General features: G+C 52.9%; 18 protein-coding genes and 1 riboswitch. Of the genes, 7 read left to right on the top strand and 11 right to left on the bottom strand.

Annotated features, from left to right (window positions below; genetic code table 11):
• The first annotated feature begins 5 nt into the window (after window positions 1-5).
• Together fadA and L4174_RS00085 are read left to right on the top strand one after the other, a co-directional pair.
• The gene (gene fadA, locus L4174_RS00090; protein ID WP_248144708.1) at window positions 6-1,175 is read left to right on the top strand and encodes an acetyl-CoA C-acyltransferase FadA; all 1,170 of its coding nucleotides are present in this window, start codon (window positions 6-8) and stop codon (window positions 1,173-1,175) included.
• 146 nt (window positions 1,176-1,321) lie between these two features.
• Window positions 1,322-2,305: an MDR family oxidoreductase gene (locus L4174_RS00085; protein ID WP_248144709.1), complete on the top strand. Its 984-nt coding sequence runs from the start codon at window positions 1,322-1,324 to the stop codon at window positions 2,303-2,305.
• A 144-nt stretch (window positions 2,306-2,449) separates the two neighbouring features.
• Here the strand turns inward: L4174_RS00085 and L4174_RS00080 are convergent, their stop codons facing one another.
• Window positions 2,450-2,620, bottom strand: coding sequence for a hypothetical protein (locus tag L4174_RS00080; protein ID WP_371929360.1), 171 nt, complete (start codon window positions 2,618-2,620; stop codon window positions 2,450-2,452).
• A gap of 149 nt (window positions 2,621-2,769) precedes the next feature.
• Between L4174_RS00080 and tusA the strand changes: the two genes are divergently transcribed.
• Window positions 2,770-3,018 carry a sulfurtransferase TusA gene (gene tusA / locus L4174_RS00075; protein WP_248144710.1) on the top strand — a complete coding sequence of 83 codons (249 nt, stop codon included), beginning with the start codon at window positions 2,770-2,772 and terminating at the stop codon, window positions 3,016-3,018.
• An 82-nt stretch (window positions 3,019-3,100) separates the two neighbouring features.
• Here tusA and L4174_RS00070 read toward each other — a convergent pair whose 3' ends face one another.
• Both L4174_RS00070 and L4174_RS00065 read right to left on the bottom strand, forming a co-directional pair.
• Complete coding sequence (locus L4174_RS00070; protein ID WP_248144711.1) at window positions 3,101-3,658, bottom strand: TMEM165/GDT1 family protein; 558 nt, start codon at window positions 3,656-3,658, stop codon at window positions 3,101-3,103.
• 27 nt (window positions 3,659-3,685) lie between these two features.
• Window positions 3,686-3,850, bottom strand: a riboswitch (yybP-ykoY riboswitch).
• Between the two features lie 94 nt (window positions 3,851-3,944).
• Complete coding sequence (locus tag L4174_RS00065) at window positions 3,945-4,637, bottom strand: OmpA family protein (RefSeq protein ID WP_248144712.1); 693 nt, start codon at window positions 4,635-4,637, stop codon at window positions 3,945-3,947.
• A gap of 275 nt (window positions 4,638-4,912) precedes the next feature.
• Here L4174_RS00065 and glyQ point away from each other — a divergent pair, with 275 nt between their 5' ends.
• Together glyQ and glyS are read left to right on the top strand one after the other, a co-directional pair.
• On the top strand, window positions 4,913-5,824 hold the full coding sequence (glyQ, locus tag L4174_RS00060) for a glycine--tRNA ligase subunit alpha (RefSeq protein WP_248144713.1): 912 nt from the start codon (window positions 4,913-4,915) through the stop codon (window positions 5,822-5,824).
• Window positions 5,825-5,833: 9 nt separating this feature from the next.
• Entirely contained in the window at window positions 5,834-7,906 is a 2,073-nt protein-coding gene (gene glyS, locus L4174_RS00055; RefSeq protein WP_248144714.1) for a glycine--tRNA ligase subunit beta, read from the top strand.
• A gap of 307 nt (window positions 7,907-8,213) precedes the next feature.
• On the opposite strand, the gene L4174_RS00050 is transcribed toward glyS, so the two are convergent.
• The gene (locus L4174_RS00050) at window positions 8,214-9,506 is read right to left on the bottom strand and encodes a DUF1835 domain-containing protein (protein ID WP_248144715.1); all 1,293 of its coding nucleotides are present in this window, start codon (window positions 9,504-9,506) and stop codon (window positions 8,214-8,216) included.
• A gap of 433 nt (window positions 9,507-9,939) precedes the next feature.
• On the opposite strand from L4174_RS00050, the gene L4174_RS00045 reads away from it, so the two are divergent.
• Complete coding sequence (locus L4174_RS00045; RefSeq protein WP_248144716.1) at window positions 9,940-11,190, top strand: valine--pyruvate transaminase; 1,251 nt, start codon at window positions 9,940-9,942, stop codon at window positions 11,188-11,190.
• Between the two features lie 93 nt (window positions 11,191-11,283).
• Here L4174_RS00045 and L4174_RS00040 read toward each other — a convergent pair whose 3' ends face one another.
• From L4174_RS00040 to L4174_RS00030, 3 genes are all read right to left on the bottom strand, one after another.
• On the bottom strand, window positions 11,284-11,883 hold the full coding sequence (locus L4174_RS00040; RefSeq protein ID WP_248144717.1) for a GNAT family N-acetyltransferase: 600 nt from the start codon (window positions 11,881-11,883) through the stop codon (window positions 11,284-11,286).
• Window positions 11,884-12,115: 232 nt separating this feature from the next.
• Window positions 12,116-12,583: a small heat shock chaperone IbpA gene (gene ibpA, locus L4174_RS00035; RefSeq protein ID WP_248144718.1), complete on the bottom strand. Its 468-nt coding sequence runs from the start codon at window positions 12,581-12,583 to the stop codon at window positions 12,116-12,118.
• Between the two features lie 214 nt (window positions 12,584-12,797).
• Window positions 12,798-13,862, bottom strand: coding sequence for an AraC family transcriptional regulator (locus L4174_RS00030; protein ID WP_248144719.1), 1,065 nt, complete (start codon window positions 13,860-13,862; stop codon window positions 12,798-12,800).
• Between the two features lie 162 nt (window positions 13,863-14,024).
• Between L4174_RS00030 and L4174_RS00025 the strand changes: the two genes are divergently transcribed.
• Window positions 14,025-15,689, top strand: a complete 1,665-nt coding sequence (locus tag L4174_RS00025; RefSeq protein WP_254589105.1) for an acyl-CoA dehydrogenase family protein — start codon at window positions 14,025-14,027, stop codon at window positions 15,687-15,689.
• 111 nt (window positions 15,690-15,800) lie between these two features.
• Here the strand turns inward: L4174_RS00025 and gyrB are convergent, their stop codons facing one another.
• Genes gyrB through dnaA form a run of 4 tightly spaced genes read right to left on the bottom strand, consistent with a single transcriptional unit; the run spans window position 15,801 to window position 21,810 of the window.
• The gene (gene gyrB, locus L4174_RS00020) at window positions 15,801-18,212 is read right to left on the bottom strand and encodes a DNA topoisomerase (ATP-hydrolyzing) subunit B (RefSeq protein WP_248144721.1); all 2,412 of its coding nucleotides are present in this window, start codon (window positions 18,210-18,212) and stop codon (window positions 15,801-15,803) included.
• Window positions 18,213-18,231: 19 nt separating this feature from the next.
• Window positions 18,232-19,311, bottom strand: a complete 1,080-nt coding sequence (gene recF / locus L4174_RS00015) for a DNA replication/repair protein RecF (protein ID WP_248144722.1) — start codon at window positions 19,309-19,311, stop codon at window positions 18,232-18,234.
• A 2-nt stretch (window positions 19,312-19,313) separates the two neighbouring features.
• Complete coding sequence (gene dnaN, locus L4174_RS00010) at window positions 19,314-20,414, bottom strand: DNA polymerase III subunit beta (RefSeq protein ID WP_248144723.1); 1,101 nt, start codon at window positions 20,412-20,414, stop codon at window positions 19,314-19,316.
• 1 nt (window position 20,415) lies between these two features.
• The gene (gene dnaA, locus L4174_RS00005; protein WP_248144724.1) at window positions 20,416-21,810 is read right to left on the bottom strand and encodes a chromosomal replication initiator protein DnaA; all 1,395 of its coding nucleotides are present in this window, start codon (window positions 21,808-21,810) and stop codon (window positions 20,416-20,418) included.

The following is a 21,810-nucleotide window of genomic DNA, read 5'->3' as shown; positions in this document are numbered from 1 at the left end:
AACACATGAATAACGTCGTAATTGTTGATTGCATCCGCACCCCGATGGGGCGTTCTAAAGGCGGTGCATTCCGGAATAAACGTGCTGAAGATCTGTCAGCACACCTGATGAAAGGCCTGCTGGAGCGCAATCCTCAGGTCGAACCAACAGCGATTGAAGACATCTACTGGGGCTGTGTGCAGCAAACCCTGGAACAAGGTTTTAACGTCGCCCGTAACGCCGCACTGCTGGCCGGTATTCCGCATACCGTAGGTGCAACCACAGTCAACCGTCTGTGCGGTTCATCGATGGATGCCCTGCACTGTGCCGCCCGCTCTATCATGGTCGGTGATGCAGAGATTTGTCTGGTTGGTGGTGTCGAGCACATGGGCCATGTGCCGATGAATCACGGTGTCGACTTCCACCCGGGCCTGTCCAAATCTGTGGCACAAGCCGCTGGCATGATGGGTCTGACCGCAGAAATGCTGGGCCGTATGCATGGCATCAGCCGTGAGCAGCAGGACGCCTTTGCCGCCCGCTCGCACCAGCGTGCCCATACTGCAACGATTGAAGGCCGTTTCAAAAAAGAAATCCTGCCGACTGAAGGTCACGATGAAAACGGTATCCTGAAAGTATATGATTTCGACGAAGTCATCCGTCCTGAAACCACAGTGGAAACCCTGTCCGGCCTGCGTCCGGTCTTTGATCCGGCCAACGGTACTGTAACTGCAGGTACGTCATCAGCCCTGTCTGACGGTGCTTCTGCCATGCTGATCATGAGCGAAAGCAAAGCGAAGGAACTGGGTCTGAAGATCCGTGCCCGTATCAAGTCCATGGCGATTGCCGGCTGCGATCCGTCCATCATGGGATACGGCCCGGTACCGGCAACCCAGAAAGCACTGAAGCGTGCCGGTCTGACAATTGACGATATTGGCATGGTTGAGCTGAACGAAGCCTTCGCAGCGCAATCCCTGCCATGCGCCAAAGACCTGGGTCTGCTGGATGTGGTCGACGAAAAAGTGAACCTCAACGGCGGCGCCATTGCGCTGGGTCACCCGCTGGGCTGCTCCGGTACCCGTATTTCGACCACGCTGATTAACCTGATGGAACATCACGACGTCAAATACGGCCTGGCGACCATGTGTATCGGCCTGGGTCAGGGGATTGCCACCATTTTTGAACGAGTGGATAGTTAATTCTTCCCTGACAAACACGAAGCCCGCACCGGTTGCGGGCTTTTTTACGGTTAAATTTCAGGAAAATTTGTCTGAGATTCAGATTTCAGACAAGCTGACTCACTACACTCATGCTTTACCGCTTTTACTTCGCACGGAGAAAAACCATGTTTAAGGCACTGATCCTCAACCAGCAAGATAATAAAACACTGGCGCAAGTCGGCGATGTGGAAGACAGTCAATTACCGGACGGAGATGTGACAGTTGCGGTGGACTATTCCTCCCTCAACTACAAAGACGGCCTGGCGATTTCCGGTGCAGGAAAGATCATCCGCCAGTTTCCGATGGTCCCGGGCATCGATTTTGCCGGGACGGTCAAGTCATCCAGCAACAATCGCTACCAGCCAGGCGATCAGGTCGTCCTGACCGGCTGGGGCGTCGGTGAAAACCACTGGGGCGGCATGGCTGAACTGGCCCGGGTCAAAGCCGACTGGCTGGTTCCCTTACCGGCAAACCTGACCTGTGAGCAAACCATGGTGATCGGAACCGCTGGGCTGACCGCCATGCTTTGTGTGCAAGCCCTGGAAGATGCCGGCCTGACGCCGGAGTCCGGCGAGATACTGGTCACCGGTGCCAGCGGCGGTGTCGGCTCCGTCGCGGTCACTTTGCTGGCCAGACTGGGCTATCGCGTTACAGCCGTCACCGGCCGTGCTTCGCAAAATGGTGCGCTGCTCAAACAACTTGGTGCCACCACCATCCTTGAGCGCAGCGAACTGGAAGAACCAGCCAAACCGCTGGAAAAACAACGCTGGGCAGGTGCCATTGATACCGTCGGCAGCAAGGTTCTCGCGAAAGTGCTGAGCCAGCTCGACTACAATGGCGTCGTGGCAGCATGCGGACTGGCCGGCGGCTTTGATTTACCGACCACCGTCATGCCTTTTATTCTCAGGAATGTACGCCTGCAAGGGATCGACTCGGTTTACTGCCCTTATGACAAACGCGTACAGGCTTGGCAACGACTGAGTGAATTGCTGCCGGACAGCTTTTACCAGCAAGCCAGCCAGACCGTCAAACTGGAACAGGTACCGGAGCTGGCTCAGGCGATTATTCAGGGTCAGGTCACCGGCCGTACACTGGTGAAGCTGTCCTGAAGCATCGCTTTTTCACAGACATTTACCAAAACTTCATCCGGTTTGACCGGGTGAAGTTTTTTTTCCACGATCAGCAGGTAAAAAAAATCCCGCCATAATAGCGGGGAAGCCCAAGAAAACTGGGGAGTGTAGTAGATGTGAAAGTTAGCTTTCCTCTTCCTCAAGCTCCGGAGAATGTGAGAGCTCGAGCCAGAGTCCAATCGCTGCGGCAACCAGGCCCGCCAGCGAGAAGACAGTTAATTCATCAACGTTGCGCAGAACAATCGAGCAGAAAGCGATAAAGCACAGCACACAGTAAATAGTCAGTCTATCCATCTGAGTAATCATCTCCGCCTCCCTGCGATGACAACTTAGTTAACAACTTGTTAACTAAGTTACACATAATTGTTACCTTTGCCAACCCCTGGTTGATTATTTATTATCCATGAGTATGATCTGGCTCTCATTTACGATATGGCACGACTATGACCACGAATTTTGATTCCGCCACTCACAGCCTGGAGGCACAAGGACTGCGTTGCCCGGAACCGGTAATGATGGTGCGTAAAACTGTCCGCAAGATGGCCGACGGCGAAACCCTGCTGGTGCTGGCCGATGATCCGTCGACCACCCGCGATATTCCCAGTTTCTGCCGTTTTATGGATCACACCCTGCTGGCTGCGGATACCGAATCTCTGCCTTATCGCTTTCTTATCCGGAAAGGCAAGGCATAAATGAGTCAGGCAGCCTAGCGCTGCCTGATGACATTTTGATTACACCGGCGCACTGAGCCCCAGTGCACCCATTCTGTCTGAATTACAGACCCACCGCCGCAGCCACAGCCAACATCGCAAATAACGCAGCGGTCACTTTGCGGATCAGTCCCAACGGCATTTTATCAGCCGATAACTTCCCGAGCAGCACCACAGGCACATTTGCCAGCAGCATACCAATGGTCGTTCCCAATACAACCAGCATCAGACCGTCATGATACTTTGCGCCCAACATCGTGGTCGCAACCTGCGTTTTATCACCGATTTCAGCAATGAAAAAAGCAATGAAACTGGCAATAAATGGCCCGCGGCTGGAAATTGACTCGTCGTCATCCAGTTTATCCGGGATCAGAATCCAGCCCGCCATCGCCACGAAACTCACCACAAGTACCCATTTCAGAACTTCCGGCGACAGATAATCCGCCACCACAACGCCCAACCAGGCTGCCAGGGCATGATTCAAAATCGTCGCTAAAAAGATCGCTAAAATAATCGGGACTGGTTTGCGGTATCGGCTGGCTAACAGCAATGACAACAGCTGGGTTTTATCCCCGATTTCGGCCAATGCAACAGTAGTAATAGAAACAGCTAAAATGCTCACGACATGCTCTTTGGGGCGAGGATAATTATTTTAAACCAAAGACAAACAGACATGCCCCACCCCGGTTCATATCGGTTTGCCTATGGTCTCGCCAAACCGACCGGAGATATGGTCAGTCACAATCACCATGAAGATTTTGCTTCAATTATGTTGATGATTGTTCCGTCAGAACGGAAGGCTACTCCCCAAAGGAACCGGCATGATAGCCAGAACCCTGCCGGGATTCAAGTGATCAAAAAGGGAAGCCGAAGCTTCCCTTTGAAAAGTGTGACTGGCCGAAACGTCATTAAGATTCGAGCGGACTCAGCACAATCTCAACACGTCGGTTTTGTGCACGACCCTGCTGGTTGGCATTCGACGCAATCGGATGGGCTTCACCCATGCCTTTCGCCAGTACGCGCTGTGCAGCGACGCCATTGCGGACCAGATAGTTACTGACTTCGCTGGCACGAACCTGAGACAGACGCAGGTTGTACGAATCAGAACCTGAACTGTCGGTGAAACCGTAAACGTTCAGCTGAGTTTTATCGTATTCATTGACTACCATCGCGACACTTTGCAGTGCATCCATTGCCTGCTGGCTCAGGTTCGACTGATCAACACCAAAGGTAATGGCATTCGGCATGTTCAGGACAATCTGATCACCGTTACGGGTGACACTGATACCGGTGGATTCCAGTTGCTGACGCAGCTTGGTTTCCTGCACATCCATGTAATAACCGATACCGCCGCCCAGTGCCGCGCCGGAAGCCGCACCAATCAAAGCGCCTTTACCACGGTCTTTTTTACTGGATGAAGCGACACCGATCGCCGCACCAGCCACAGCACCAATCAATGCGCCGCTGGTTGATTTCGCGGTCTGATCTTCACGAGTGTAAGGATTCACAGTCGTACAACCTGTCGCCACCATTGAAGTAACACCAGCGAAAAGGATAGCGCGTACCCACTTACGTGAAGCCGCAGAAGTGTGTTGTTGCATGCTTGTTCCCCATTTATTGTTCGTCAGCTCAGCGAGACGCCCGTTTCAACTGAGCACTATCTTGCTGCATTGTAGACAAGAGTGTCCATCGGATATCAAAAATCTGTCAATTTTTTACCCTGTTTCTGCTTATGGCGGAAGTCTGATGACAAAAATTTACACAAGCTGTCATTATGAGCAAAAAACGTGCGCGGCCCCTACTCCCGCAAAGCCAGCCAAGGTATACTGGATTGTTATCTTTTCTACTTATATCAACGGATCTCGTGAAGCTGACAATGCAAAAATACGACATTAAGACCTTTCAGGGCATGATCCTGACGCTTCAGGAATACTGGGGCAAGCAAGGTTGTACTATCGTGCAGCCGCTGGATATGGAAGTGGGCGCCGGAACCTCGCACCCAATGACCTGCCTGCGTGCTCTGGGACCAGAGCCAATCGCTGCTGCCTACGTGCAGCCATCACGCCGCCCGACTGACGGTCGTTACGGGGAAAACCCGAACCGTCTGCAGCACTACTACCAGTTCCAGGTCATCATCAAGCCATCACCGGACAACATTCAGGAACTGTATCTGGGCTCTCTGGAAGCCCTGGGCGTTGATACGCAGGTTCACGACATTCGCTTTGTAGAAGACAACTGGGAAAACCCAACGCTGGGTGCCTGGGGCCTGGGCTGGGAAGTGTGGCTGAACGGCATGGAAGTGACTCAGTTCACTTACTTCCAGCAAGTGGGCGGTCTGGAATGTAAACCGGTGACCGGTGAAATCACTTACGGTATCGAGCGTCTGGCCATGTACATCCAGGGCGTTGATTCTGTCTATGACCTGGTCTGGACTGACGGCCCGCTGGGGAAAGTCACCTACGGCGACATCTTCCATCAGAACGAAGTAGAACAGTCGACCTACAACTTCGAATATGCCGATGTCGACTTCCTGTTTACTTTCTTTGACCAGTGTGAAAAAGAATGTAAAACCCTGCTGGAGTTAGAACAGCCCCTGCCGCTGCCAGCCTATGAACGTATCCTGAAAGCCGGCCATGCCTTCAACCTGCTGGATGCCCGTAAAGCAATCTCTGTGACGGAGCGTCAGCGCTACATCCTGCGTATTCGCAACCTGACCAAGCAGGTCGCTGAAGCCTACTATGCCTCTCGTGAAGCGCTGGGCTTCCCGATGTGTAAAAAAGACAAGTAAGGATCCCGCATGGCTGACAAGAATTTTCTGATTGAACTGGGTACCGAAGAGCTGCCACCAAAAGCTCTGCGTACGCTGGCGGAAGCGTTCGCCGATAACTTTGCTGCCGAACTGAATGCAGCGGAACTGGCCTTCGGGAACATTGAATGGTTTGCGGCTCCCCGCCGTCTGGCTCTGAAAGTGACGGCGCTGGCTGAAGGTCAGGCCGACAAAGTCGTAGAGAAACGCGGACCGGCCGTGAGCGTTGCGTTCGACGCAGACGGAAACCCAACCAAAGCTGCCGAAGGCTGGGCACGCGGGAACGGCATTACCGCTGATCAGGCCGAACGTCTGAAAACCGACAAAGGTGAATGGCTGCTGTTCAAAGAAGCCGTCAAAGGCAAGCCGGCAACCGAACTGCTATGTGAGCTGGCTGCAGCTGCACTGGCAAAACTGCCGATTCCGAAACCAATGCGCTGGGGCGATAAAGAAACTCAGTTTATCCGTCCGGTGAAAACCCTGGTCATGCTGCTGAACGACGAGCTGATCCCGGGCACCATTCTGGGCGTGGAATCTGCGCGCACAGTTCGTGGCCACCGCTTCATGGGTGAGCCAGAATTCAGCATCGAGCATGCCGATCAGTACCCGGCTATTCTGGAAGAACGCGGCAAGGTCATTGCAGATTACGAAACCCGTAAAGCGCATATCATTGCCGGTGCCAAAGAAGCAGCCATTGCTGTTGGCGGTATCGCCGATCTGGAAGACGAGCTGGTTGAAGAAGTCACCTCGCTGGTTGAGTGGCCGGTAGTGCTGACTGCATCGTTCGAGGAAGAGTTCCTCAATGTTCCGGCAGAAGCCCTGGTTTACACCATGAAAGGTGACCAGAAATACTTCCCGGTCTATGATGCGAACGGCAAACTGCTGCCGAAGTTCATCTTCGTTTCCAACATCGAATCGAAAGAACCGCGCCATATTATCGAAGGGAACGAGAAGGTGGTCCGCCCTCGCCTGGCCGACGCCGAGTTCTTCTTCAACACCGACCGCAAGCGTCCCCTGGTTGACCGTCTGCACGAGCTGGACAGCGTTCTGTTCCAGAAACAACTGGGCACGCTGCGTGACAAAACCGACCGGATCACTTCCATGTCTGGCTACATTGCCCAGCAGATTGGTGCCAACGTTGAACACGCAGAGCGCGCTGGCCTGCTGTCGAAGTGTGACCTGATGACCTCAATGGTTTTCGAGTTTACCGATACACAGGGTGTCATGGGCATGCACTACGCACGTCTGGATGGCGAACATGAAGATGTTGCCGTTGCCCTGAACGAGCAGTACATGCCGCGCTTTGCCGGCGATGAGCTGCCAGGTTCTGACGTTGCGGCGGCAGTCGCACTGGCTGATAAAATGGATACCCTGGTCGGTATCTTCGGTATTGGTCAGCATCCGAAAGGTGCCAACGACCCGTTCGCACTTCGCCGTGCAGCACTGGGTGCCCTGCGCATCATGGTCGAGAAAGGATATCAGCTGGATCTGGTTGACCTGATCCGCAAAGCCAAAGAACTGTTTGGTCACAAGCTGACAAACCACGATGTTGAAGCTGACGTGATTGATTTCATGCTCGGCCGTTTCCGCGCCTGGTATCAGGACGAAGGCCACACAGTCGATGTGATTCAGGCCGTGCTGGCACGTCGCCCGACCTCACCTTCTGACTTCGACAAACGCGTGAAAGCCGTCAGTCATTTCCGTTCGCTGGATGCAGCTGAATCTCTGGCTGCAGCCAACAAACGTGTCGGTAACATTCTGGCGAAGTTTGATGGTCAGCTGTCTGCCTCCATTGACAGCAGCCTGCTGGTCGAAGACGCCGAAAAAGCACTGGCGAACGATGTTGAGTCCGTGACCGCGAAGCTGGCACCTGTTTTTGCAGCCGGTGACTACCAGCAAGCCCTGTCTGAGCTGGCAACCCTGCGTGAAACTGTGGATGCTTTCTTTGATAACGTGATGGTCATGGCCGATGACGAAGCACTGAAAGTGAACCGTCTGACCATGCTGAACCAACTGCGTAATGAGTTCCTGAAAGTTGCAGATATCTCTCTGCTGCAAAACTAAACGCAGTTTGTTTTCAGAGAAACAAGCATGACATTAAAAGCCCGCACTCGCGGGCTTTTTTCGAACTGAAGTTCCGTCACATTCAGTGGAGCATCCGATGTTTCACGTGAAACATTCTTGCCCATCTAATCCTGTCCTTCAGGCTCTTACCCTGCACTCTGCACTCTGCAGCAAATGACGAACCAGGACATTTGCAACTGACGACAACCAGACCGAATTCATCCAGCACGCTCAATAACAACCGCAACAACAGATGGACATCGCAACGGTATTGTTCCACGTGAAACACAAACCAGTCTGTCCCCGCTTACTTTCTGCCATCGATAAAACGCAGTGAATTCAGCGACTGATGATCCCAGCACCAGCATTGTTCAGGTCGAATCACCATTCCGCCAACCCAACTCACAGGTAACTCAGCTCTCACCTGTTGTGCCAGACAGCGACGGCCCTGATCTGTCATTACCAGCCTTTGATTGAACCAGCTTTCTGATTTTTCATCAGGTTCAATAATCATCAACGGAGCGGTTCCCAAAGTCAGCGGTTTGATCAATGCCCAGAACATCAGGTCACCCAAAAACGGCAACGGTTCCGTTGACTGATAAACTGAAAACAAATCCGGAAAAGCCAGTGGCTTGTCAGCCTGCTGCAAGACATCGAGCGCCAGTGTTTGTGTCAGACTCAAACCCGAACCACAGCGCGGTAACTCCTGCAAATGTCTGATGATGACGTTCTTGAGATTCGGAAATCTGGCTAGCTGAGCAGCGTGCAACAAAGCCACGAGCGGCTGCGGCGTCGACGCACAGAACGCCTGCCAGATCTGACGCGCCTGATGCAACTTGGCCAGGCTGAGATTCTGGCGTTGTTGCCAGAGTAACCGCAGCCCTTCCGCTGGAAGCTGTCCGAGACCAATAAACCGCTCTCGCCCCGGAAAGCGATCAACCTCTATCAGTTCAATCTGACGTCGTGTTGAAGACGGTAAATCGGCCAGAAATGCCAACAACCGGACCAGCATGAGCTGATCATAGTTGTCATGTTCAACCCAGAAGACCAAACGCTGATAATGCTCGTTGCGGATCTGATCCAGCATCGACTGTGTGTCTGCCATCAACTGCTCAACAGATCGGGTCTCAAAACTCTCACTCAATAACGTACGTTGAATAAAGTCAGCACGCCGCATCTCAAATTCAGGGCTTGAGGTTAATGGACCGATACAATACGGATCGATAAATGGCAGGAAATCCCCGGCAAAACCAGCACCCCTGAGTTTGTGTTGAATACCATGACCACACCGTACATGAAGGGTACACATTTCACGATCCAGCGGTTCACTCCCCCGCTCAATCAATTGTCTGTGCTCTCCGAGCGATTCCACATGCAGCTTCAGGCGGCTCCAACTGGAAAGGCCAAATTCCCTCGCCATCCCGAGTTGGACATCAGACAGACGAATTGTCTCGGAGCTGAGTAAATGCGGTTTGGGATGATGGCGCTGAATCGAAAGAAGCGCTTCGGCATTGCCTTGACGGATAGTTTTAAGTCGTTGCTTGGCCTGAGATTTGAGAACGCTCAGATTAAGCGAGAAAGAATTTTGTAGAGGCATCATTTCACCATTCTCAATGATTCCTGCGCCCGCCAGACAGAAGAGAAGGTAAAAAATCTTGACCGCTGCAAAGGCAGCAATTTTGTTAACCCTGGATTGAATCCTTTCCGCGAGCAGGTGGCGCGGGCAACGCATCACAAGGTTACACCAGGATCCAGAGAACACAAGGGAAATTCAAGGTCCTGAACACCCTGCCCGAAAGTTTGCGATGCAACCGAGAAACATCAAATGCCACTGCAATCAAGACAGTGTGCTTCATCTAAACTTAGAGGTAACAGTGATGGTTTCTTCGGTGTTTCACGTGAAACCTAACTGAAAGACATCGTGAATTTTGGGTCGGTAAAGTCACTTTCACTGTTCGTATCATTGATGTATGTTGTTTGACTCACCCACAATAAATAATCACAAACAAGACACACGCTGAGGTCGAAGCAAGATGGAGTTTTCTACATTCGGTAACAAGTTTGCCCGCTACTCAGGCATTACCCAATTAATGGACGATTTGAATGATGGCCTGCGCAACCCGGACGCCATTATGTTAGGCGGTGGTAACCCGGCTCAAATTCCGGCGATGGTAGACTATTTTACCCAGCTCAACCATCACCTGAACGAAAGTGGCGAGCTGGCGGCAGCCATGACAAACTACGATGGCCCGCAAGGCAAGAATACTTTTATCAATGCCCTTGCCGACCTGCTGCGTGAACGTTACGGCTGGGAAATCAGCAGCCGAAATATCAGTCTGACCAACGGGAGCCAGAGTGCTTTCTTCAGTCTGTTCAATCTGCTTGCCGGAGATTTCCCGGATGGCAGCCACAAAAAAATCCTGTTGCCGCTTGCCCCTGAGTACATCGGTTATGCCGATGCCGGCGTCAGCCCGGATATGTTTATCTCCTATAAACCGGAGATCACCCTGCTCGATAACGGACTGTTCAAATACAACGTCGACTTTAAAGCGCTGAAAGTCGATGACAACGTCGGTGCAATTTGCGCTTCCCGACCAACCAACCCTACCGGGAATGTGCTGACAGACGAAGAAATCCGCCATCTGGATCAACTGGCCCAGCAACATGGCATTCCACTGATCATCGACAATGCGTATGGTATGCCCTTCCCGGATATCATCTTTGAAGACGTGACTCCTTTCTGGAACCACAACACGATTCTGTGTATGAGCCTGTCGAAACTCGGTTTGCCGGGCGTGCGTTGCGGCATTGTCATCGCCAGTGAAGAAATTACCACAGCGCTTGCCAATATGAATGGTGTCCTCAGCCTGGCGCCAGGGAGTGTCGGTCCGGCGATTGCCAATAAGATGATTGAACGCGGAGACTTATTACGACTGAGTGAAGACGTCATCAAACCTTTCTATCAGGCCAAATCTCAGCAAGCGGTAAAATGGCTGCAGGAAGCGATCCCGGATCCACGCTTCCGGGTCCATAAACCTGAAGGTGCCATGTTCCTGTGGCTGTGGCTGAAAGATTTGCCGATAACCACCATGGAACTCTACTCACGCTTGAAAGCCCGCGGAGTCTTAATCGTCCCCGGAGAGTACTTCTTTATCGGACTGGAAGAAGACTGGAGCCATGGCCACGAATGTCTGCGCATGAACTATGTTCAGGAAGATGAAAAGATGCAACGAGGCATTCACATCATTGCCGAAGAAGTTGCAAAGGCTTACCAAGAAGCTTAAACAGCACCAGCGCGGCTAAACGTTCAGACGAAAACAGGGCCAATCTCCGCCCTGTTTTTTATTTGGTTTTCACAGTGCCCTATTTCTGAAACCTCAGCCCATCATATTTTCAAAGGCTGCAAATCTTTCACTGGTGCACACAGGCGGACGAGTCATGGTGACAAACTGGCAGTCCTGAGCAAGTATCCTAAAACCAAAGCGATGATACAGTGCCGCGACCGGATTCCCCTGCAAGTACTGAAGATGGCAGTCCAGCTTGAATTGATCGGCCAGCGTTGTGATACCGGCCAGGACCGCACTGCCAATTCCACTTCCCTGCCATTCAGGCATCAAAAAGAAACGGCTCAAATGCAAAAAACGTTCGACGGTTTTACCATCCTCAGAAACGACTGCGATACTTTCCAGCAGCACACTGCCGATCACTTTGCCTTCGAACAGCATTAAATTGGGTTTACAGGCTTGCCACTCCGCCTGATGTAACCTGTACTGCAAGTCGTCATCCCAACCAAATACACGTGTCACAGCATTCCGCTCAGCCGCTTTCTTCAGAGCAAAGATGAATGCTTCATGTTGTTCATCCACTTCACTGAAGACAATGCCCCTCTGGCGACATCTGCTGAAACACACGTGATCCACCGATAAGTCGATTCGAGTCCTGACCGTCTTTTGCACTGGCTGTGCTTTGCTATCCATGATGATGTTTTCCAATCCGTGAAATCCCCAATTACCCTCTGCAAGATTAGTCTTTGAAGCCACAAACTCAGCCGCAGTGTTTCACGTGAAACCAACCAAGCGCACAACACAACGGGATGTCCTGTTCCATCTTGATGTTTCACGTGAAACATTTCATTTGAATATCCCTGTTCAGCGCCAATAAAAAAGGCCAGCCCTAAGGCTGACCTTCCATACACACTGAAACAATCACTTAAATGTTGTCGCTGACCACAGTCTCATCACTGCCAATCAGGCGCTGTCCATTGATTGCAATCTTGCGCGGTTTCTCTTCTTCCGGAACTTCACGCTCCAGTTCAATATGCAGCAGTCCATTTTCCATGGCAGCACCAATCACTTTCACATGATCGGCCAGCTGGAACTTACGTTCGAAATCTCGCTCAGCAATGCCCTGATACAGGTAATGACGCTTTTCATCTGCACTGGCATCTGCACGCTTTCCTGTCACAATCAATCGATTCTGATGCTGACTGATTTCCATCTGGTCTTCGGCAAAACCAGCAACCGCCATTGTAATGCGGTAATGATTTTCATCTTGCTGTTCAATGTTGTACGGAGGATATCCGCCATTACTGTTATTCAGATTCTGTTCCATCTGATTGAACAGACGGTCAAAACCAATGGCAGAACGGTACAGGGGAGAAAAATCTAAGGTACGCATAATCATTATCCTTCTGTGAAGCAATACTATTACGGTGAAAAAAACTGAAGCGGGTTTTCCTCTTGGACAAACCATTGAAGGCCCATGCTTATGGCACCTCCTGCTTCACAGATAGATATAAGGCCGGAAAAATAACAATCAAGGGGACAACAAAAAAAATTTCAGCGTCTCCAAAACTTTCCATAAGGCTTGTGATTCCGAATACTCCGGATCATCACTCCTGCCCTTGAAGACTCCGTCGGTATTGTCCGGGGGACTGGCCGGTCCAGCGCTTGAATGCGCGATGAAAATTCGATTCGCTGGCAAAGCCAACCAGATAGCTGATCTCACCCAATGCCAGATCCTGACGCTGCACATAATGCAAAGCCAGACGCTTTCGGCTGTTTTCCAGGAGGGTTTTATAACAAGTACCCAGTTCGCTGAGTTTCCGCTGCAAATTACGCAGACTCATCCCCAGCGCTTCAGCCACATCACGCTGAGCCGGAGTACCCAACGACAAGCGCTCGAGAATTTTACATTTCACCTGATGAATCAGGTCATGGCGATCAATGCGCGCCAGGAACTCATTGAGAATTTTTTCGTGCCCCTGCCGGATAACGGCATTCCCGGTGAGCAGTTTCTGTCTGGCACTCCGCTTGTCGAAAGCAAGATGATTCCGTGGCTGATCAAACAAAACCGGACAACGGAAGAATTCATTGAGATACCCTGCCCCTTGCGACGGCGACAAATTATGGAACGCTACAGAAGCCGGTCTGTATTCAGCGGCCACAACATCCCGCGCAAAACTCACCACCATCGCGAGAAACGCCTCCAGTTCTTGCGGGCGTAATAACCATTGCGGATCTTCCCCCGCAGTCCGCAGACTGACATCAAGTATCAGCAAATCATCGGTTTCAACCAAGCGCAGGTCACTGATATCGCACACCACACTGTTATATTCCACCAGCTGTAACAGTGCATCTTCCAGCGTATCAGCCGACATCATGGCATACCCCAGAATATGAAATACACCAGGATGGAAAAAACGGGCCATCTGAACAGTAAAATCCTGTGCCGGAAAGTGCTGATTACAGTAATCAATCAATGCAGATAACTTTCGGATTGGCACCCGGACGTCCTGATGTTGCAACTGGCGGAGATCGAGCTCGCACGCCGACAGTGCCTTTTCAATATCCAGTCCCTGATGCTGCATCGCCCGGGTCATGGGGATCATCCAGCTGCTGAGCGTTGAGTAATAGCCTTCCATTGATGCCCACTCCACCTGACTGTTGGGGCTCACGCCCGGTTCCGTTCTCTGGCAGCTGCTTTGCGCGATTGAACAACAAATTGGCATGGGCAGCGATAGAAAAATATCTTAAGCCAGTTAAAGTTTGTTGTTAATGCAATGTAACTGCCCGGCATCACAATTAACGACCGCAATCATGACACAAGGGAGAAAACCATGACTGATAAGCCGACCGCACCATTCAATCTGGACACCCATGTTGTCAGCAACCAGCCTGCACCGCTGGAGAACTACAATGCCTTTGAAACTGATGCTGTGCTGAACTACTGGGTCACCCAGTTCTCCGGCCAGTGGGCCAATGACCTGCTGTCAGACTTTGGCCAGCATATTGGCCATGAACTTCTGGAAGCAGGTTTCCTCGCCAATCGACATCTGCCAGAGTTTCAGTCTCACAACCGCTTTGGTGAACGTATCGATCAAGTCGACTACCATCCGGCCTATCATCAGCTGATGGCGCATGCCGTCAAAGCCGGGCACACCAGTCTGCCATGGACCCGACCACAACCCGGCGCCCATGTTGCCCGTGTGGCGATGGCATTTCTGCACAATCAGGCTGATCCCGGCTCAGGTTGCCCGCTGACCATGACGTTTGCCGCTGTGCCTGCCCTCAGACACCAGCCCGATGTCGCCGACAAGTGGCTTCCGAAAATTTTCGCGGCCAAATACGATGGCAGCAACAAACCCTACTTCGAAAAAGACGGGGTCACCATCGGCATGGCAATGACAGAAAAACAAGGGGGCTCCGATGTCCGGGCCAACAGCACGATCGCCGTCCCCATCGAGGAACCCGGACCGGGCCAGCAATACAGCCTGCTTGGCCATAAATGGTTCTGCTCGGCACCGATGTGCGATGCGTTCCTGGTGCTGGCCAAAACCGGCGAGCAACTCTCTTGTTTTCTGGTTCCCCGCTGGCGGGAAGACGGCAGCAAAAATCCAATCCATATTCAGCGTCTGAAAAACAAACTGGGCAACCGCTCCAATGCCAGTTCTGAGATTGAATTTTATGGTGCCCACGGCTGGCTCCTGGGCGAAGAAGGCCGGGGGATCCGCACCATCATCGACATGGTCGCCCTGACCCGCTATGACTGCATGATTGGTTCCAGTGCCCTGATGGCCCAAGCGGTAAAAGAAACCATCTGGCATACGTCGGGGCGCAGCGTTTTCGGCAAAAATCTCCATGACCAGCCGCTGATGATCAATGTGCTGGCCGATCTGGCGCTGGAAGCCGAAGCCGCACTGGCCATTACGATGCGAATCGCTCATGCACTGGATCATCACGAAGACCACCAGCAAGCGGCGCTGATCCGCAGTGCAACGGCCATCGGAAAATACTGGATCTGTAAACGCGCCATTCAGCAGACGGCTGAGGCAATGGAATGTATTGGCGGTGTGGGCTACGTCGAAGAGAATATTGCCAGCCGCCTGTACCGGGAAGCGCCAGTCAACTCGATCTGGGAGGGTTCAGGCAATGTGCAGTGTCTCGACCTGCTGCGCGTCCTGCGTCGTGAGCCGGAAACCTTCAATACATTATTTAGTGAATTCGAAAAAGCTAAAGGAAAGCACCCGCTTTATGATCAAAAACTGGCCGCACTGAAGGCTGAGTTCACCAACCCGCAGGATATTGAAGTGCGGGCAAGAAGACTGATGGAGCAACTCGCTGTGATCTGGCAGGCCGCCACCCTCTTCACCTATGGCGAACCACAGATTGCCGAAGCCTTTGCACTGGCACGTCTTTCCAATCAACCATCTCACCAGTTCGGGACGTTGCCCCCGGCTGTCGATGCAAAATTCATTGTCGAACGTGCATTGGTCAAACTCTGACACCTCGGCCAAACCAGAGTATGACGCAATCACTGCGCCAACTCCCTTAACAGAAGCGATAAAAAAACGCCGCTCATTGAGCGGCGTTTGGTGTTCCGTTACCGGGAAAAATTACACATCCAGATTTGCGTTCAGGGCATTTTCTTCAATGAACTGACGACGCGGTTCTACATGATCACCCATCAGAGTGGTAAACAGCTCATCCGCTGCCACCGCATCATTGATCGTAACCTGCATCATCCGGCGTGATTCCGGATCCATGGTGGTTTCCCACAGCTGATCCGGGTTCATCTCACCCAGTCCTTTATAACGCTGGCGGCTCAGACCACGGGTCGATTCTTTGATCAGCCAATCCAGTGCATCCTTGAAGCTAGATACCGGCTGCTTGCGCTCACCACGCTGGATATACGCAGATTCTTCCAGCAAATCACACAAGGCTTCCGACAGATCCGCCAGCTTCGCGTACTCTTTCGAGTGCAGCAGATCGTAGCTCAGCGGATACTGGTAATCGACACCATGGGTGCGCACAACAATCTTCGGCAACCAGGCATCATGCTCGCTGTCCTGGAACAGCTCGTAACCGTAATGACTCTCACCTGATTGCTTGGCATTCAGTGCATCGACCACACCTTTCGCCCAGGCTTCCACCTGTGCCTGATCAGACAGTTGCGCTTCGCCCAGACGCGGCTGGTAAGTCAGCTCGTTCAGCAGCAGCGTCGGATAACGACGGCTCATCCGCTCGATCAGTTTCACGACACCATTGTACTGCTTCACCAGGTTTTCCAGCGCCAGACCGGTAATCGCCGGAGTGCTGTCACTGGTAAACAGTGAGGCATTTTCCAGCGCCAGCGCAATCTGGAACTGGTTCATGTCCTCATCATCTTTGATGTACTGCTCCTGTTTGCCTTTCTTCACTTTGTACAGAGGCGGCTGAGCAATATAGATATGACCACGCTCAATCAGCTCCGGCATCTGACGGTAGAAGAACGTCAGCAGCAGCGTACGGATGTGCGAACCATCGACGTCGGCATCGGTCATGATGATGATGCTGTGATAGCGCAGTTTATCCGGGTTGTATTCATCACGGCCAATCCCGCAACCCATCGCAGTGATCAGCGTTGCGACTTCCTGAGACGACAGCATTTTGTCGAAACGGGCTTTCTCAACGTTCAGGATCTTACCTTTCAGCGGCAGGATAGCCTGATTCTTACGGTTTCGGCCTTGCTTGGCGGAACCACCGGCCGAGTCACCCTCCACAATGTAGAGTTCAGACAGTGCCGGGTCTTTTTCCTGACAGTCCGCCAGCTTGCCCGGCAGACCTGCCAGATCCAGCGCGCCTTTACGGCGAGTCATTTCACGGGCACGACGGGCCGCTTCACGGGCACGGGATGCATCAATGATTTTGGTACAGACAATCTTGGCGTCGCTCGGGTTTTCCAGCAGGAACTCACTCAGCTTCTCGCCCATCGCCGACTCAACGGCAGGTTTCACTTCACTGGAAACCAGCTTGTCTTTGGTCTGGCTGGAGAATTTCGGATCCGGCACCTTCACGGAAACCACAGCTGTCAGACCTTCACGGGCATCATCGCCCGACGTCGCAACTTTAGCTTTCTTGGAATAGCCTTCCGCATCCATGAAGTTATTCAGGGTCCGGGTTAGTGCCGCACGGAAACCAGCCAGGTGCGTACCGCCATCGCGCTGCGGAATGTTGTTGGTAAAACAGTAAATGTTTTCCTGGAAGCTGTCGTTCCACTGCATCGCCACTTCAACGGAAATTCCGTCTTCGCGTTCAAACGCAAAGTGAAACGCTTTCGGATGGATTGGGGTTTTGTTCCGGTTCAGGTGCTCAACGAACGCGCGGATCCCGCCTTCATACATGAAGTGGTCCTGCTTGTTGTCGCGCTCATCAATCAGCTTAATTGACACACCTGAGTTCAGGAACGACAGTTCGCGCAGTCGCTTGGCCAGAATCTCATAATGGAAGGTGGTGTCAGTAAAAATGGTGTCGCTCGGCCAGAAACGGATCCGGGTACCGGTCCGATCCGAATCACCAATCACACCCAGTGGTGCCTGAGGTTCACCCAGATGGTAAACCTGCTGGTGAACATGGCCGTGGCGATGAATTGTCAGCTCCAGTTTGTCAGACAGGGCGTTGACCACAGAAACACCCACGCCGTGCAGACCCCCGGAAACTTTGTAGGAGTTATCGTCAAACTTACCGCCGGCATGCAGGACGGTCATGATCACTTCCGCCGCAGACACCCCTTCTTCCGGGTGCATGTCTGTCGGGATCCCCCGACCGTCATCGCTGACTGAAACCGAACCATCTTCGTGGATCGTCACCACGATATCTTCACAGTGACCAGCAAGAGCTTCATCGATAGAGTTATCGACGACCTCAAAAACCATGTGGTGCAAACCTGTACCGTCATCCGTATCGCCGATGTACATCCCCGGACGCTTACGTACCGCATCAAGACCCTTTAATACCTTGATACTTGATGAATCGTAATTGTTGGACATTGAGTTACTCTCGCTTTATTTATCCTGCGGTTATTTTACCCTGTTCGACATGAAACATCTTGCCCTTTTCGTCCTTCATGTCGCCCAGCTGTTCCTCGCTGATGGCACTGATGACCACCTGAGCCTGCGTATCTTGTAATCCTTTGGCCAGCAAAGCCCGCTTGCCACTGTCGAGCTCGGAAGCAAAATCATCGATCAGGTAAAGACATTGTTTGCCTGTGGCCTGTCGTAACTGCTGACCCTGTGCCAGCCTGAGGGCACACATCAGCAGCTTCAGCTGCCCCCGGGACAGCACATCATCGACCGGCATTGCCGCCACCTTCAGCCGGAGATCGGCTTTGTGCGGTCCGCTGACGGTATACCCCAGTTGCACATCACGCTCAAAGCTGGCTGCCAGAAGTTCTCCGTAAGGGGTCGATTTTTCCCAGCCGCGGTAGTATCCGAGCTGAATCTCATATTCCGGCAGAAAGTCGGCACAAAAAGCCGAAGTCTGCGCCCGCAGCGCCGTCACATAGTCACTGCGCCAGCCGTCAATCATTTCGGCCAGCTGCGCCAGTTCCTGATCCCAGTAGCTGAGTTCGCGGTAGCTGCGTGCGGTTTTCAGCAGCGCATTCCGCTGTTTGGTCAGCCGTTTTACCCGGCTCCAGGCCTGATAAAAACGGGGTTCCACGTGGAACACGCCCCAGTCGATGAAGGCACGGCGGAATTTCGGCCCGCCAACCATCAGTTCGAACCCTTCCGGCGTGATCAATTGCAGTGGCAGAATCTGTGCCAGTTGTGCAACTTTCTGGCCTGTCTGGCCGGCTATTTTAACCTGTGTCGTCCCGTCGCGCTGCTTCTGGATGCCCAGCGGCCGCTCCAGATCACTTTCCGTCTGTACCCGGCCGTGTAATACCAGCTCATCCTGACCATGACGGATAATCCGGCTGGTCAGGTGGCTGCGAAAGGAACGGCCGTGGCCAAGGAAATAAATTGCTTCCAGCAGACTGGTTTTACCGCTGCCATTGGCACCGACCAGAAAGTTAAAGCCATCAGACAAGGTGAGATCACAGGCTTCCAGATTTCGGAAGTCTTTGACAATAAATCGCGTCAGCGCCATGGTTACAGCCGGATTGGCATCACCACGTACAGGGCGTCACTGTCCGCCACATCTTCAATCAGCGTACTGGCGGTGGCATCGGACATCGAAATCCGGACCTGATCGCACTTCAGGGTATTGAGTACATCCAGGATATAACTGACGTTGAAGCCAATCTCCAGTTCGCCGCCCTGGTAATTCACATCCAGCACTTCTTCCGCTTCTTCCTGTTCCGGGTTGTTGGCGGTGATGCGCATTTCGTTGTTCGCCAGATTCACCCGTACGCCGCGGAATTTCTCGTTCGACAAAATGGCCGCCCGCGAAAACGCCTGACGCAGTTCATCACAGCCCGCCTGCAGGATCTTGCTGCTGTTTTGCGGCAATACCCGGCGATAGTCCGGAAAACGTCCATCCACCAGCTTGGAAGTGAAAATGAAATTGTTGACCACGGCACGCAGGTTCGACTCACCAATCTGAAGCACGACTTCAGCATCCGGACTGTCGAGCAAACGCACGAGCTCCATCACCCCTTTACGCGGCAGGATGATCTGTTTACCTGGCAGCTCGCCTTCGGTATCGACGGTGCACACCGCCATCCGGTGACCGTCGGTCGCCACGGAGCGCAGCTGTTTCCCGTCGGTTTCCAGCAGCATACCGTTCAGGTAGTAACGGACATCCTGATGAGCCATGGAGAACTGGGTGCTTTCGATCAGCTGACGGACCTGCCCCTGAGCCAGATGCAGTTCCACTTCACTCTGCCAGTCTTCAATATTCGGGAAATCATTGGCCGGCAAGGTGGTCAGTGAGTAACGGCTCCGGCCGGAGCGCAGCAGCAACCGGTCGCCCTGCAGCTCAATCTTCAGCTGAGCGCTGTCAGGCAGGCCGCGGCAGATATCCAGAAACTTCCGGGCTGGCACGGTCACTGCGCCGGGTTCCCACTCACCATCCAGCGCCAGTTTCGCCACCAGCTCCACTTCCAGATCGGTGGCCGTCAGGGACAGGCTGCCGGCTTCAACCTTCAGCAGCAGGTTACCGAGAATCGGCAGCGACGGACGGCCGCCCAGTGCCCCGTTGACCTGTTGCAGCGGTTTAATGAGATGTTCACGTTCAACGGTAAATTTCATATTACGACGACAGTGTCCTGATCAGGTTGGAGTAATCTTCTTTAATATCGTGGCTTTCTTCACGCAGCTGCTCAATTTTCCGGCAGGCGTGCAGCACTGTAGTATGGTCGCGGCCACCAAAAGCATCACCGATTTCCGGCAGGCTGTGGTTAGTCAGCTCCTTGGCCAGTGCCATCGCCATCTGGCGCGGACGGGCAACGGAACGTGAACGACGCTTGGACAGCATATCCGCCATCTTGATTTTGTAGTACTCAGCCACGGTCTTCTGAATGTTATCAATCGTCACCAGCTTTTCCTGCAGCGCCAGCAGATCGCGCAGCGCTTCGCGGACAAAGTCGATGGTGATCGCCCGACCGGTAAAGTTCGCGTTGGCAATCACCCGGTTCAGCGCCCCTTCCAGCTCCCGCACATTCGAGCGCAGACGCTTGGCAATAAAGAAAGCCACTTCGTCAGCCAGACGAATATGGTGGTCCTCGGCTTTTTTCATCAGGATCGCCACCCGGGTTTCAAGTTCGGGCGGTTCAATCGCAACCGTCAGCCCCCAGCCAAACCGGGATTTGAGGCGGTCTTCCACCCCGCTGATTTCCCTCGGGTAGCGGTCGGAGGTCAGAATAATTTGCTGGTTGCCTTCCAGCAGCGCATTGAAAGTATGGAAGAACTCTTCCTGAGAACGCTCTTTATTGGCAAAAAACTGAATATCATCGATCAGCAGCGCATCGACACTGCGGTAGTAGCGTTTGAACTCTTCAATCGCGTTGTTCTGGAGCGCTTTAACCATGTCCTGCACAAACCGCTCAGAATGCATGTACACCACTTTGGCGTTCGGCTTACGGTCCGCAATCGCATTGCCCACCGCATGCAGCAAGTGCGTTTTACCCAGACCCGTGCCGCCGTATAAAAAGAGCGGGTTGTAAGCAGCGCCCGGGTTATCCGCAACCTGACGACAAGCCGCCAGACCCAGCTGGTTCGACTTACCTTCAACGAAGTTGTTGAAATTGTGCTTCGGATTCACATTTGAGCGGTAGCCTTTGGCAGACTCCGGCTGCACCGGTGAAGGTGCCGGTTCCCAGGTCGGTGACGGCGGATCGATTCTGTCGTCTGCAGCCACCGCGGCCACGGCAGCGGTGGGTTGGGGAGGCGGCACTGTCACCGGCTTACTCCCGACTTCAAATCGCAGCATCGGGGCATCCGCCCCGCAGAATTCATTCAGCAGGCGATTGATACTGTTGAGGTACTTGTCCCGCACCCAGTCCAGTACAAAACGGTTAGGGGCGAACAAGGTCAAGGTGTTGTCGTTTAACTCGGCCTGTAGCGGACGAACCCACATGCTGAATTCCGTGGCAGGGAGTTCTTCCTGAAGGCGTTGAAGGCACTGCAGCCAAAGCGAAGATGACAA

The sequence above is a fragment of the Photobacterium sp. CCB-ST2H9 genome, assembly GCF_023151555.2.
Classification (GTDB): Bacteria; Pseudomonadota; Gammaproteobacteria; order Enterobacterales; family Vibrionaceae; genus Photobacterium.
Note: the sequence above shows the minus strand (reverse complement) of the source record. Positions and strands in the feature narration are given on the sequence as shown.

Excerpts from the sequence above, each read along its gene's own strand:
- L4174_RS00045 (WP_248144716.1), top strand. The coding sequence starts at position 9,940 with ATGGAGTTTTCTACATTCGGTAACAAGTTTGCCCGCTACTCAGGCATT.
- L4174_RS00025 (WP_254589105.1), top strand. The coding sequence starts at position 14,025 with ATGACTGATAAGCCGACCGCACCATTCAATCTGGACACCCATGTTGTC.
- gyrB (WP_248144721.1), bottom strand. The coding sequence starts at position 18,212 with ATGTCCAACAATTACGATTCATCAAGTATCAAGGTATTAAAGGGTCTT.
- tusA (WP_248144710.1), top strand. The coding sequence starts at position 2,770 with ATGACCACGAATTTTGATTCCGCCACTCACAGCCTGGAGGCACAAGGA.
- L4174_RS00040 (WP_248144717.1), bottom strand. The coding sequence starts at position 11,883 with ATGGATAGCAAAGCACAGCCAGTGCAAAAGACGGTCAGGACTCGAATC.
- glyS (WP_248144714.1), top strand. The coding sequence starts at position 5,834 with ATGGCTGACAAGAATTTTCTGATTGAACTGGGTACCGAAGAGCTGCCA.
- glyQ (WP_248144713.1), top strand. The coding sequence starts at position 4,913 with ATGCAAAAATACGACATTAAGACCTTTCAGGGCATGATCCTGACGCTT.
- dnaN (WP_248144723.1), bottom strand. The coding sequence starts at position 20,414 with ATGAAATTTACCGTTGAACGTGAACATCTCATTAAACCGCTGCAACAG.
- L4174_RS00085 (WP_248144709.1), top strand. The coding sequence starts at position 1,322 with ATGTTTAAGGCACTGATCCTCAACCAGCAAGATAATAAAACACTGGCG.
- L4174_RS00065 (WP_248144712.1), bottom strand. The coding sequence starts at position 4,637 with ATGCAACAACACACTTCTGCGGCTTCACGTAAGTGGGTACGCGCTATC.
- L4174_RS00080 (WP_371929360.1), bottom strand. The coding sequence starts at position 2,620 with ATGGATAGACTGACTATTTACTGTGTGCTGTGCTTTATCGCTTTCTGC.
- recF (WP_248144722.1), bottom strand. The coding sequence starts at position 19,311 with ATGGCGCTGACGCGATTTATTGTCAAAGACTTCCGAAATCTGGAAGCC.
- L4174_RS00050 (WP_248144715.1), bottom strand. The coding sequence starts at position 9,506 with ATGATGCCTCTACAAAATTCTTTCTCGCTTAATCTGAGCGTTCTCAAA.
- ibpA (WP_248144718.1), bottom strand. The coding sequence starts at position 12,583 with ATGCGTACCTTAGATTTTTCTCCCCTGTACCGTTCTGCCATTGGTTTT.
- fadA (WP_248144708.1), top strand. The coding sequence starts at position 6 with ATGAATAACGTCGTAATTGTTGATTGCATCCGCACCCCGATGGGGCGT.